10 protein-coding genes are annotated in these 13,105 nt (G+C 46.8%); 6 read left to right on the top strand and 4 right to left on the bottom strand.

Annotated features, from left to right (window positions below; all coding sequences use genetic code 11):
• Window positions 1-60 precede the first annotated feature (60 nt).
• The 5 genes from BM613_RS06565 to BM613_RS06545 all read left to right on the top strand — a co-directional run bounded on the left by BM613_RS06565 (window position 61) and on the right by BM613_RS06545 (window position 6,706).
• On the top strand, window positions 61-1,419 hold the full coding sequence (locus BM613_RS06565) for an NAD(P)-dependent oxidoreductase (RefSeq protein ID WP_109430373.1): 1,359 nt from the start codon (window positions 61-63) through the stop codon (window positions 1,417-1,419).
• A gap of 11 nt (window positions 1,420-1,430) precedes the next feature.
• The gene (gene preA, locus BM613_RS06560; RefSeq protein ID WP_109430372.1) at window positions 1,431-2,666 is read left to right on the top strand and encodes an NAD-dependent dihydropyrimidine dehydrogenase subunit PreA; all 1,236 of its coding nucleotides are present in this window, start codon (window positions 1,431-1,433) and stop codon (window positions 2,664-2,666) included.
• A gap of 65 nt (window positions 2,667-2,731) precedes the next feature.
• Window positions 2,732-4,123 carry a dihydropyrimidinase gene (gene hydA, locus BM613_RS06555; protein ID WP_109430371.1) on the top strand — a complete coding sequence of 464 codons (1,392 nt, stop codon included), beginning with the start codon at window positions 2,732-2,734 and terminating at the stop codon, window positions 4,121-4,123.
• 42 nt (window positions 4,124-4,165) lie between these two features.
• On the top strand, window positions 4,166-5,053 hold the full coding sequence (locus BM613_RS06550) for a nitrilase-related carbon-nitrogen hydrolase (RefSeq protein ID WP_109430370.1): 888 nt from the start codon (window positions 4,166-4,168) through the stop codon (window positions 5,051-5,053).
• Between the two features lie 135 nt (window positions 5,054-5,188).
• Window positions 5,189-6,706, top strand: coding sequence for an NCS1 family nucleobase:cation symporter-1 (locus tag BM613_RS06545; RefSeq protein ID WP_109430369.1), 1,518 nt, complete (start codon window positions 5,189-5,191; stop codon window positions 6,704-6,706).
• 75 nt (window positions 6,707-6,781) lie between these two features.
• On the opposite strand, the gene BM613_RS06540 is transcribed toward BM613_RS06545, so the two are convergent.
• Genes BM613_RS06540 through BM613_RS06525 form a run of 4 tightly spaced genes read right to left on the bottom strand, consistent with a single transcriptional unit; the run spans window position 6,782 to window position 10,625 of the window.
• The gene (locus BM613_RS06540; protein ID WP_109430368.1) at window positions 6,782-7,549 is read right to left on the bottom strand and encodes a glycerophosphodiester phosphodiesterase; all 768 of its coding nucleotides are present in this window, start codon (window positions 7,547-7,549) and stop codon (window positions 6,782-6,784) included.
• Between the two features lie 15 nt (window positions 7,550-7,564).
• Window positions 7,565-8,887: an ABC transporter substrate-binding protein gene (locus tag BM613_RS06535; RefSeq protein WP_109430367.1), complete on the bottom strand. Its 1,323-nt coding sequence runs from the start codon at window positions 8,885-8,887 to the stop codon at window positions 7,565-7,567.
• A gap of 29 nt (window positions 8,888-8,916) precedes the next feature.
• Complete coding sequence (locus BM613_RS06530; RefSeq protein WP_109430366.1) at window positions 8,917-9,741, bottom strand: carbohydrate ABC transporter permease; 825 nt, start codon at window positions 9,739-9,741, stop codon at window positions 8,917-8,919.
• Window positions 9,720-10,625, bottom strand: coding sequence for a carbohydrate ABC transporter permease (locus tag BM613_RS06525; protein WP_109430365.1), 906 nt, complete (start codon window positions 10,623-10,625; stop codon window positions 9,720-9,722). The genes BM613_RS06530 and BM613_RS06525 overlap by 22 nt, the downstream gene beginning before the upstream one ends.
• Before the next feature lie 315 nt (window positions 10,626-10,940).
• Here BM613_RS06525 and BM613_RS06520 point away from each other — a divergent pair, with 315 nt between their 5' ends.
• The gene (locus BM613_RS06520) at window positions 10,941-13,082 is read left to right on the top strand and encodes a hydantoinase/oxoprolinase family protein (RefSeq protein WP_109430364.1); all 2,142 of its coding nucleotides are present in this window, start codon (window positions 10,941-10,943) and stop codon (window positions 13,080-13,082) included.
• The last annotated feature ends 23 nt before the right edge of the window (window positions 13,083-13,105 follow it).

Raw genomic sequence — 13,105 nt, 5'->3', positions numbered from 1 at the left:
ACGCTGGCGGGCAAGGAAAGACCGAGCGAATGACAGGATAGAGAGTGGAGGTGTGTACGGATGCGATTAGCGCAAGCACAAGAAGAGAATTCTGCTTTGCATGAAACCATCTATGGGGAACTTACGCGGATGCAAGTGATGCGCGAGGCGAATCGCTGTCTGTACTGTTACGATGCGCCATGTGTCAAAGCATGTCCAACACACATTGACATCCCGTCTTTTATACGAAAAATTGCAACAGATAACGTTTTGGGCAGTGCGCGCGTCATTTTACAAGAGAACCCTGTAGGAGCTAGTTGTGCTCGCGTTTGTCCAACAGAAGATTTGTGTGAGGGGGCATGTGTCTTAGGGGAACAAGATGAACCGATTCACATCGGAGATTTACAGCGATATGCAACTGATTTTGTGCGCGCAAGAGATGTCGAACTATTTGTGCCAGGTGCGCTAACAGGCATGAAAGTAGCTGTCGTCGGCGGCGGGCCTGCCGGATTGTCGGCAGCTCGCGAACTTGCTGTCATGGGGCACGACGTGACGATATATGAAGCAAAAGCAAAGTTAGGTGGACTTTGTACGTACGGGATTGTTCCATTTCGCTTACCGATGGATGTCGCGTTGTGGGAAGCGGAGCAAGTGGTTCGCCTGGGTGTTCACGTACGCAGGAATACAGTAGTTGGGAAAGATGTATCGGTTGATGAATTGCTTCATTCTTATCACGCAATTCTTCTGGCTTATGGACTTGGTAAAGTGCCAAGGTTGGGACTTGAAGGAGAAGATCTGGCAGGTGTGCTTGACGCGATCGAATTTATCGAAAAAGTGAAAACAGGTGAAGATGCAGGGCAAATAGGGGACAAGGTTGCGATTATCGGAGCTGGGAATACGGCGATTGACGCAGCGACAAGTGCAAAACGCTTAGGAGCTAAAGAAGTTACCCTCTTTTATCGCAAGACAGCTCGAGAAATGACCGCTTACCCATTTGAAGTTGAATTTGCGAAGCAAGAAGGGGTACAGTTTCGTTTTCAATGTACACCGCTGCGCTTTGTTGGAGATGGACAGCGCGTACAGCGAATGGAACTGGTTGAAACAGAACTCAAGGAAGTAGAGGGGCGTTTGCTGGCTGTACCAAAACCCGATTCGATGTTCTCGGTTGAGGTAGACACGGTCATACGGGCCATTGGTCAAACAAAGTTGTCTGAATTAGCGGATTTATTCGGTGTATCTGAGCATGAGGGAGCGATCCGTGTAGATAACGGTTGCCGCACGAGTCACCCAAAGATTTTTGCAGCAGGTGATGTTACGTTTGATAAGGGTGTGGCAGGAGAGGCCATGGTTGTCGAGGCGGCGGAACAAGGGAAGATTGCCGCAAAAAGTGTGGATCGCTTTCTTGCTACTTACTGGGAAACGCAAGAACAGATTTTTTAGGAGGGGAGAAGATGGCTGATCTGGTGGTGAATTTGGCAGGCATACGCAGTCCAAATCCGTTTTGGCTGGCGTCGGCGCCACCGACAAACAGTGGGTATCAAGGGATGCACGCCTTTGAGGCGGGATGGGGAGGGGCTGTTTGGAAGACACTTGGCGATCCGATTGTGAATGTTTCGTCTCGCTTTGGCGCGTTGCATATCAATGGACAACGCATGATTGGCATAAACAATATCGAGTTGATCACCGATCGTCCACTTGAGGTGAATCTCAAAGAAATGCGAGAGGTAAAACGTCAATTTCCTCACCATGCATTGATTGCTTCATTAATGATGGATTGCAACCGTGAGCGATGGCATGAGTTGGTAAAACGTGTGCAGGATGTGGGAGTCGATGGATTTGAATTGAATTTTGGCTGTCCACATGGGATGTCCGAGCGTGGGATGGGCTCTGCAGTCGGACAGGTGCCGGATTTAGTGACTATGACGACAGAGTGGGTGGTTGAAGTTGCAGAGGTTCCGGTCATTGTGAAACTCACGCCAAATATTACAGATATCCGCTATACGGCGCGTGCTGCTGTGAAAGGAGGCGCTCATGCGGTCAGCATGATTAATACGATCAATAGTTTGATCGGAGTGGATTTAGAGACGGGGTATCCGATTCCAAACGTTGCTGGGCAAGGGGCACACGGCGGATACTGTGGTCCGGCTGTTAAGCCGATTGCACTGAATATGGTAGCTGAATGCGCGCGTGATGCCAGCGTTTCAGTCCCTATTTCGGGAATCGGTGGAATTGCTACTTGGCAAGATGCAGCAGAGTTTATGCGAATGGGGGCAACGACAGTACAGGTATGTACGGCGGTGATGCATCACGGATTTCGGATCGTCGAGGATATGATTGATGGACTCAATCAATATCTTGATCGTCATCAGATGGCATCTGCGATGGATCTCGTTGGTACGTCCGTGGCACGCTTTACTGATTTTGGTCGCTTAGATCTAAACTACAAAGTCGTTGCGCACATTGATGAGAAGCAATGTATCCACTGCAACAAATGTTATATCGCTTGTGAGGATGCCGCGCATCAATGCATTTTGCGAATGGTTGATGGTGACGGAAGTGAACGTTTAGTTGTTGACGAGACAGAGTGTGTGGGGTGCAATCTATGCGCCATGGTCTGTCCAGTGGAAGATTGTATCTCTATGATTCCACTTGAAAGTCACATCATAAAAACGGCTCATGTCGGCTGAGGAATTGTTTTGACAAAAAATCGGAGTAAAAAACGTATGCGCTCAGAGAAGAGGGGAGGATGACGATGAGAATTATTATTTCTGGGGGAACGGTCGTTACGGCGAGCGATATCGTCAAGGCAGATGTCCTTGTTGAAGGAGGCATCGTTACAGCGATTGCACAACAGATTGCTCCTGACGATCACGAGATCGTGAATGCTGCTGGATGCTATATTTTTCCAGGCGGGATTGACCCGCATACACATCTTGACATGCCATTTGGGGGAACCGTGACTGCAGATGATTTTCGTACAGGCACAATCGCGGCGGCTTTTGGGGGAACCACAACGGTGATTGACTTTGCATTACACAGTAAAGGAGACACATTGCGTAACGCCGTTGCTACATGGCATGCAAAAGCTGACGGAAAGGCTGTAATTGATTATGCCTTTCATGTCATGGTTGGAGATATGCGTCCCGAAGTTATGGAAGAGATCCCGCTTATTGTTGAGGAAGAAGGAATCACTTCCTTTAAGGTTTTTATGGCCTATAAAAATAATCTACAGGTAGATGATGAAACACTGTTTCGTGTGTTACGCATGGCGTCACAAGTTGGGGCGCTTGTGCAGGTGCATGCAGAAAACGGCGATGTAATTGAAGTTTTGGTGCGCGAGGCGCTAGCAAAAGGACAATTTGAACCGAAATACCATGCGCTGACGCGACCTAAAGAAGCAGAAGGGGAAGCGACGGCGCGCGCAATTCGACTTGCAGAAATCGCAGGTGCACCACTTTATGTCGTACACGTTACTTGTGCAGAGGCTGCAGATGCGATCAGTGATGCGAGAAAACGGGGATTGCCAATCTATGGGGAAACATGTCCACAGTATTTAGTCTGCGATGAAACAGACTATGAGCGTCCCGATTTTGAAGGTGCCAAATATGTCATGTCACCTCCCTTGCGCGCAAAGTACCATCAAGAAGTGTTATGGGGAAAGTTAAAAAACATGGAGTTACAAGCTTTTGGATCTGATCAATGCTCGTTCAATTTAAAAGGTCAAAAAGAATTAGGACGTCATGATTTTTCTAAAATTCCGAATGGCTCACCGACGATTGAAGATCGTATGGCGATCTTATATCACTTTGGGGTGCATAGTGGCAAGATTGGCTTAAATCAATTTGTTGCCTTAACGTCGGCGAATCCAGCTAAATTGTTTGGGTTATATCCACGTAAAGGCACGATAGCGGTGGGGGCTGATGCAGATCTCGTGGTTTGGGATCCACAAGTACAGCGCACAATTTCTGCGACGACGCACCATATGAATGTGGATAATAATATTTTCGAGGGAATGACCGTTATGGGGAAACCGCGGTATGTGTTTTTGCGCGGGCATAAGATTGTCGATGGAGATCAGTTTTTGGGTAAGCCGGGAATGGGGAAATTTCAGCGTTGTGAACGGTTTGCACCTTTCCCGCTGTAAATGATGTAACGAATAAATGAAGATCTATGAGGAGGAATAGCTGTGAATAGTAAAGTGAAAATTGGATTAATTCAGGCGCGCCATGAAATTGATGGCCGGGAGCCGGTGGCTGTGCATAAGCAGGCGGCCATTGAAAAACATGAAGCGATGATTCGCGAGGCAGCAAAGCGCGGCGCACAAATCATAAGTTTACAAGAATTATTTTATGGCCCCTATTTCTGTACGGAGCAAGATCCTAAATGGTATGCTGCGACAGAGCGAGTCCCTGAGGGGCCGACTACGCGATTTATGCGAGAACTTGCCAAAGAGTTAGGCGTCGTGTTGATTGTCCCCCTATATGAAGAGGAGATTCCAGGGGTGTATTATAATACAGCTGCAGTGATCGATGCGGATGGGAGTTATCTTGGCAAATACCGCAAACATCACTTACCGCAAGTACAGGCAGGACCTGCAGGGTGTGGATTTTGGGAAAAATACTATTTTAAGCCAGGTAATACAGGATATCCAGTTTTTGATACAGCATATGCTCGAATTGGCGTTTACATTTGTTATGACCGCCATTTTCCAGAAGGTGCGCGACTCTTGGGGTTAAATGGCGCAGAGATTGTCTTTAATCCTTCCGCAACAGTAGCTGGATTATCGGAATATTTGTGGAAGTTAGAACAGCCAGCTCATGCCGTAGCAAATGGGTACTATGTGGCGGCGATTAATCGTGTAGGGATAGAGGCACCCTGGAATATGGGAGAGTTTTATGGTCAAGCTTATCTTGTCAATCCGCGAGGGGAATTTGTCGCAATGGGAAGTCGCGATCAAGATGAAGTGGTCATAGGAGAGATGGATCGAGATCTGATTGCTGAAGTGCGTAATACGTGGCAATTTTACCGTGATCGTCGTCCTGAAACGTATGATGATCTTGCGCGGTTACTTTAAATGAACCTAGCTTTTGCGGTAATCTAGTATACGTGTGCTTTTTAGTCGCATCACATAAATAAAAGGATGTGGCGCCAGGTAAGGATCGGGGGGCCGCCCCCGCACAATCAAAATGAAAATGGAAGGAGAATGGGAATGGCCACTCAGATTGCCGATGGAGATATCGTGACTCTTACGGATGGCGCGATCAGATCTCTAGAGCATAACCAGAGTTTGTGGAATGAGGATTTGCGTCCTTGTACACGAGAGGAGCATACATGGACCGGCAAGCGATTTGCAGCTTTGTGGGTTGGGATGTCGATTTGTTTGCCGACGTATTCGCTCGCGAGTGGGATGATCGCACTGGGCATGAATTGGTGGGAGGCCGTACTTACGATTTTAGTCGGCAGTATCATTGTCCTTATCCCCATTCTCCTTGTTTCCCACGCCGGAACAAAATTCGGAATTCCATATCCCGTGTTCGCTCGATTGTGGTTTGGAAGCCGCGGTGCACATATTCCTGCACTTGCGCGCGCGATCATAGCGGCCGGGTGGTTTGGCATTAATTCGTGGTTTGGCGGTCAGGCGTTAGATGCAATCTTGGGGCGCTTGATTGCTGGTTGGGATAGTATTGGCTTTCACTTAGGGTTTGCATTTTTGCTCTTTTGGGCTCTGAATGTAGCGATTGCAATGCGTGGACCACAAGCGATTGCAAAGCTTGCGAGCGTGGCAGCACCAACACTTGTCATTGGCGCACTCGTCTTGTTTTTATGGGCAATGGTACGAGTGGGTGGGATCTCACATATGCTCACTCTGGCACCGACAGTGAAAGGTTTTCACTTTTTTGCGGCTTTTTATCCGTCTGTGATTGGTGTTATTGCGTTTTGGGCGACGATGGCGTTAAATATCCCTGACTATACTCGTTATGCAATGACGCAAAAAGGTCAGACGACAGGGCAACTTTTATCCATGCCAGTCACTATGGCACTATTTTCATTCATTGGAATTGCTGTGACTTCTGCTACCGTCGTCTTATATGGACAAGCGCTTTGGAATCCTGTGATGTTAATCGTCAAATTCCCCACACTTGCTGTTGTGATTGCTGGGCTGATTGTCATTCTTTCTTCTGTCACGATCAACGTGGGGGCAAACGTGATGGCGCCTGCGCGCGCATTTGAAAACTTGTGGCCAAGACGAATTTCCTTTGCATTGGGTGCTTTGATTACTGGATTGTTATCTTTAGGAATGCAACCTTGGTATGTGCTATCCGCATTTAGTAATTATATTTTTAACTGGCTGGGTACGTATGGTACGCTTCTCGGTCCTTTTGATGGCATTGCGATCGCAGATTATTGGTTAGTGCGTTCTCGCAAACTCGATTTAGCACAATTGTATACAGAAAATGGGCGTTATGATTATTCTCATGGAATCAATCTGCGTGCTGTGTATGCGCTCGTGATTGGGTGGGTGATTGCGTTAATTGGTCTATTTGTCCCAAGTCTTTCCTTCCTTTGGAGTGGAGGTTGGTTATTTGGTCTCCTTGGAGGAATGATTGCATACTGGCTTCTTATGAAAAACGACTCATCTGTGTTGACGGATCAAGAGTATACGATGATTACGCAGATTTCTAAGGAGCCACTTACTCGCGTTGAAGATGCAGAATTGCAGGTTTAAAAGAAAAAACGATTCCAGAAGTTTTGAAGCTAGCAGGGATGTATCTGCTAGCTTCTTTTTGATCACCGTTTTTTCTTATGAGACGGAAAGAAGAGATAGGTCATCAACGACAAACGCTTTTACACCGCTCTCTTTGCAAACTTGCACGTGCTTTTGTGTGGTTAAGGTCCAAGCAATCACTTCATAGTTTTGTGAGCGCACAAATTGAACCCAAGCATCGTCAATACTCGCAACATGTGCGTGTAAACTAAAGAGGTCTAATTCTTTGGCAAGAGCTAACGGTGGCCAAAGTCTTCCATAAAAAATTGCTCCTAAAGCAATATTAGAATGGAGTTTGCGCAGGGTGGCCAGCAGTTCGTGATTAAAGGAAGAGAGTAGCACACGCTCTTCACAATGGAACTGATTTAATGCATTGAGTGTGTGTGCGGCCAAGCGAGCAGCGGTGTGGGGGGTACCTTTTAGTTCGAGATTTAACATTATATCGTTTGGAAGCCAAGCAAGCACATCTTGTAGCCTGGGTAGCGGTGTGTGACGGAAACTTTCACCTCGCCAGCTTCCCGCGTCTGCCTTTGCCATGGTGTGCCAGGGTAACATAGCGACCTCACCCGTATGATCTGTGGTGCGATCGAGAGTTGCATCGTGAATGATTACCAATTCCTCATCGAGCGTGAGATGTACGTCAAGTTCAATCATTTGGGCTCCTAATTCAATGGCTCCTTGAAAAGAAGGCAGCGTATTTTCTGGATAATTTGCGCTTGCGCCGCGATGCGCGATTTTTATTTGTGACGTGTTGTGAAAGAGTTCACGGACAGTTGGCACAGTAATCATTCCTTTCTTTGTCACACATTTGACTTTTCGTTATTGTGCTTGACTTAGCGCTTGATTCGCTTTTACCACGGCGGTATGCAGCGCAGTTGAAACAGGGATGTGATTGTCAAGGATCTGCTCCATAGCATCTTGGATGTATTGATAGACTTGCAAATAGTCTGGAGATAAGGGAGCCTGTTTTGCATATTGCAGTTCCTTTACTGGTACTGCGTGATTAGGATGTTGTGAATAATAAGCTTGCATCTCGGGAGATTGTACGGCTGACTTTAATACAGGCAAATAGCCAGTGTGTTCACTCCAAAAGATCGTTTGCGGTTTTGCAGTAAACCATTCGATAAACTTCCATGCAGCAGCTTTCTGTGCAGCGGGTGCTTTCGCTAAGATCACCGCGTTCGCACCACCTGTGGGTACCGCATATTGGGTAAATTTTGGAATAAATGCAGCCCTATAAGGAACTCCAGTCTGTGCGATTTGTCCCATGTCGCCAGCAGATCCGATGTACATGGCTGTACGTCCATGACCAAAATCCTCAATGGTTTGTGTCCATTCATTGGGGCCTGATTCGACAGCTAAGGTTCCTTGTTTCTCCATATCACTCCACAATTTCATTCCTGCTTCCGCTTGCGGTGTATCAAATGTTGCTTGTGTGAGGCTTTGATTCATCAGATGACCGCCGTTTGACCATACAAGAGATTCAAAAAACCACCATTGGTTGACGGGCTCAAAACCGTATACGGAAGTCACTTCCTTACTTTTTTTCGTCAGTTTTGTAGCGTCCTGAGCTAACTGTGTCCAGGTGGTTGGGGCACTTGTGAGATGCGCTGCGGCAAATAGCTGCGGATTGTAGTAAAGGACAGGGACACTGCGATTAAAAGGTATCCCGTAGGTGATGTCATGAAAAGAAGTATTGTTTAAGAGCCCCGTTAAAAAGTCAGATTTTTGATCGTGTGTACTGCTTGCCATATAAGAATCAAGTGGTTGTAAGGCTCCACTTGAGGCAAAAAGCGGGGTAGAATGAATTTCGAGTTGTACAAGATCGGGTACTTTGCCAGAGGCGATCGCAGCCATCAGTTTTTGTTGGAGCGGTCCATTTCCAGAATAGCTACCTTCATAAATTGCGTTAACGTGAATTCCCGGATGTGTCGCGTTAAAAGTCTGCACCATTTGTTGTAAAACTTGTCCGAGTTGTCCGGACATGCCTTCCCAAAAGGTTACTTGAACAGGAGTATTACTCCCCTTTGCATTTACAGTTTGGGAGTTTGCCGAAGGTTGTGTCGCACAACCTGAGAGAGCGATGACCGTGCTGAGTGTGAAAAAAGATCCGATCGTAATCCAACGCGATTTTTTATTCATTCGTTTAACCTCCTGGAATTTAGATGAGCTTATTCTTTTAGGCCTGCATGGGTGTTGCTTTGTATGAAATACTTTTGGCCAGCGATAAAGAGGAGCAAGGTGGGAAGTGTGGCCAGTAGGCTACTTGCCATGAGAATAGTCCACGCAGTTCCACTTCCGTCTGTTGCTACCATGTAGGTCAAACCCACAGGAATTGTGCGCATGGTGTTTGACTGTGTGCTGATCAGTGGCCAAAAAAGGTCGTTAAAGTGGAAGACAAAGTTTAAAAAGGCGACAGCGAGCAAGGATGGCTTACAAAGTGGGAGAACAATGCGCCATAAAATCCACCAGTGACTCGCGCCATCTATTTGTGCCGCGTCGAGAATGAGCTGTGGGACTTGACGAAACGCTTGGACGAGCCAGAATGTCGCAAATGCCGATCCCAAAAAGGGGACGATTAACGCTTGATAGGTATCGATCCAGTTCAATTGTCTCATCATTAGAAACATCGGGATAAACGTCACTTGAACAGGGATCATGAACGTCGTAAGAATCAGTGCATATGCGATTCTTTTACCCCGAAAGGGTACGCGTGCAATGGCATAAGCCGCAAGTGATGAGGTGATGAGTTGGCCTAGTACAATCGCAAAGGCAACAAAGAGAGAATTTGCTAAATACCGCGCAAAATCAGGTTGACGCCATGCGATAAGGAAGTTTTTCCACTGTGGATCCAGTGGAAAGAATTGCGGCGGATTCATAAATACTTGTTGATTCGCTAAAAGTGATGTGTTGATCATCCACCACAGAGGAATGCAAAAGAGCGTAGCACCTCCAGCGAGAACTATAAATTTCATTACATTTGGTGGTGTACCCATTTGCTTTCCCCCCTAAATTGCACGTATGTGACAATCCCAAGGAACAGGAACAACAAAATCGCTACTGCGGCAGCAACGCCGATATGAAAGAATTGAAAGCCTTGTAAAAAGAGATAGTAGATCAGTGTCGTCGTACTATTGGCGGGGCCGCCACCGGTGAGTACGTACACCTGGTCAAACGAAAGAAAGGAAAAAACAATCGACATTGTAATCACAAAAAACAATGTTGGTGTGATGAGGGGGAACGTAATGTGATAAAACTGCTGCCAAGGCGTTGCCCCATCGATTGTTGCAGCTTCATAGAGTGGCTGTGGGACGTTTTGCAGTCCATTTAAAAAGAGGATGATAAAATATCCAGTGAATTGCCATACATAGAGTAGGACGATGACAAACATCGCCTGGCTGGGATTACTGAGCCAAGGTTGCGGAGTGAGCCCAAACAGACGCAAACCCCAGTTGATCAATCCGTGGTGCGCTTCAAACAACCAAGAAAAAGAAATCGAACTTGCCACAGTTGGTGCTACATAAGGAATAAAAAAGATCGCGCGTAAGAACTTGAAGAGGCGAGATGGACCATTTAGTAAAACGGCAAATAACAAACTTAGCGGCAATGTAATTCCTGTTGTCGCGACAAAATAGATGAATGTGCGCACAATTGCATGCAGAAAACTCTGGCTGTGCAAGAGTTCGACGTAATTTGCAAGTCCAACAAAGACTGGATGCGGGTTGATTAAATTCCACCGCAGAAGACTTAAGTACATGACATACCCAATCGAACCTATGCCAAAGACGCCTAATAGAACGACAGCAGGTGCGACAAAGAGCCAGCCGATTAGTGTGTTGTATTGTCCGTACCCAAGCTGACGAGGCGTCAATCGCTGCACTACGACTTCCTCCTTTCGATACAGTTCCTAACGTGATCAGCATAGCAATAGCAAGTTGTCACTCGTTGAATTTTCCGTAAGTGTTGTGTATGCACTTTGTAATCCCTATGTAAACAGTTTGTAGTAGGTGTAGCGCTACAGGTGTAGCGCTACACCTGTAGCATGCTACAGCATGATGTGTAATTTTGGGAAAAGACGAAGGCGTAACGAAAGGTTTTTGTAGAGGATAGAAGCGTTTTATGGTGTGGCACACAACTTGCTTTATGAAGATTGCAAAGGTTCAAATAAAACTTCTCATGGGAAGGAGAGACTTGTGTGGCAAGTAGAAAAACACAAATCCTCGCCATTGATGCCGGGGGGACGATGACAGATACGTTTATTATCGATGACATGGGTGAATTTGTCGTCGGTAAAGCGCAAACAACCCCGGGGGATGAATCCGTTGGATTGCTGCACTCTGCTGTCGATGCTCTGAGTTTTTGGGGGATGACGGTAGAAGAAGCATTTCCGCAATTGTTGACAGGAGTTTACTCTGGGACCGCGATGCTCAATCGCCTCGTATCACGTAAAGGGAGAAAAGTTGGTCTCATTGTGAATAAAGGAATGGAAGATTTTCATCGCATGGGACGTGCAATCCAATCTTATCTGGGATATTCATACTCTGATCGGCTGCATATCAATACGCACCGTTATGACCCGCCGCTTGTACCGAGGGAATGGACACGCGGTGTAACAGAACGCATCGACCTTTTTGGCAATATTGTGATTCCACTTTATGAACATGAAGTAGAACCTGCTGTCCGTGAACTTGTCGATGAGGGTGTAGAAGCGATTGTGATTTCGCTTTTGCATTCGTATAAAAATCCCACACATGAGCGACGTGTTCGCGATATTGCAAAAGCGACACTGCGCAAGCTGAAACGCGATCTGCCCGTTTTTGCTTCGGTCGATTATTATCCTGTACGCAAAGAGTCACATCGCACAAATACCACCATCATCGAGGCTTATGCAGCAGACCCATCTCGGCGTACGCTGGAGCTTGTCGATGAGCGCATGAAAGAACAAGGTGCCAAATTTGACGTGCGCGTGATGGCGACGCATGGTGGAACGATCAGTATCAGAGCAAATGAACTCGCACGCACGCTGGTTTCGGGCCCGATTGGTGGCGTGGTGGGCGGTAAATATCTAGGAGAAGCACTAGGTATTCAAAACATCGTATGTTCAGATATCGGGGGTACTAGCTTTGATATCGCCCTCATTACCCAAGGAGACTTTACGATTGACACGAGTCCTGATATGGCTCGCTTAGTCTTGTCGCTTCCGCTTGTGGCTATGGACTCCGTCGGTGCAGGAACAGGTAGCTTTGTACGTGTTGATCCCTATACAAAGTCGATTGTCCTTGGTCCAGATAGTGCGGGGTATCGTGTGGGAGGGTGTTATCCAGAAGGCGGTCTTGACACCATCACGGTCTCAGACTGTCATGTCGTTCTGGGATTGATCAATCCAGACAATTTCTTAGGGGGTCAGATCAAGTTAGATCGTGAACGCGCTTATCAATCAGTGAAGGAACAGTTAGCGGATCCGCTTGGTCTTTCCGTGGAAGCGGCTTCATATGGAGTTATTGAGCTATTGGAAGCACAGTTGCGCAATTATTTGGAGTCACTAGTTATGGGAAAAGGGTATTCACCAACGCAGTTTGCTTGCTTCTCATATGGTGGAGGTGGGCCGCTACACACAGCTGGCTATGTTCGCGGTCTAGGGTTTGAAGATGTACTCGTCCCGGCGTGGGCGGCAGGTTTCTCAGCATTTGGATGTGGCGCTGCAGATTTTGAGTATCGCTATGATCGGACACTCGACATTAATGTTGGGGCAAATGCGACGCAAAAAGAACAGGTTGAAGCGGCTGGAATTTTGCAAGAAGCTTGGAATGAACTCACTGAAAAAGTGCAACAAGAGTTTGAGAAAAATGGCTTCCAAAGTAAAGATGTGCAATTGCGGATGTATTTCCGGATGCAGTATCAAGGGCAATTAAACGATTTAGAGATCGAGGCTCCTTTGGCCACTGCAACTACTGCGGATGATTGGAAAGTACTCACAATGACGTTTGAAGAGACTTATGCACGGGTATATGCGCGTGCAGCTCGTTCTCCAGAACTTGGTTATACAGTGACAGGTGCTATTGTACGTGGGTCGGTCGAAGTGCCGAAACCAAAAATACCAGAAGAACCTTATTATGGGGAAACACCGCCGAAGGAAGCGCACCGTGGAATTCGCGAGGTGTACTGGGATGGTGAATGGATACAAGCGGATATTTGGGAAATGGAAGCTTTAAAAGCAGGAAATCGGATCGAGGCTTTCTCGATTATTGAGTCACCTGCAACCACATTTATTGTTCCACTTGGCTTTGAAGCCGTGCTCGATCAACATCGTATTTTCCATCTTCGGGAACTTGACTGATCTACTATAGAAGGTCTAAGGAG

Origin of the sequence: Sulfoacidibacillus thermotolerans, assembly GCF_003144315.1 — a bacterium.
GTDB classification, from domain to species: domain Bacteria; phylum Bacillota; class Bacilli; order Alicyclobacillales; family SLC66; genus Sulfoacidibacillus; species Sulfoacidibacillus thermotolerans.
The sequence above is the reverse complement of the archived record's forward strand: the minus strand, read 5'-3'. Positions and strand labels throughout refer to the sequence as shown.

Coding starts and splice junctions, on each gene's coding strand:
- BM613_RS06565 (WP_109430373.1), top strand. CDS start 61: ATGCGATTAGCGCAAGCACAAGAAGAGAATTCTGCTTTGCATGAAACC.
- preA (WP_109430372.1), top strand. CDS start 1,431: ATGGCTGATCTGGTGGTGAATTTGGCAGGCATACGCAGTCCAAATCCG.
- hydA (WP_109430371.1), top strand. CDS start 2,732: ATGAGAATTATTATTTCTGGGGGAACGGTCGTTACGGCGAGCGATATC.
- BM613_RS06545 (WP_109430369.1), top strand. CDS start 5,189: ATGGCCACTCAGATTGCCGATGGAGATATCGTGACTCTTACGGATGGC.
- BM613_RS06535 (WP_109430367.1), bottom strand. CDS start 8,887: ATGAATAAAAAATCGCGTTGGATTACGATCGGATCTTTTTTCACACTC.
- BM613_RS06530 (WP_109430366.1), bottom strand. CDS start 9,741: ATGGGTACACCACCAAATGTAATGAAATTTATAGTTCTCGCTGGAGGT.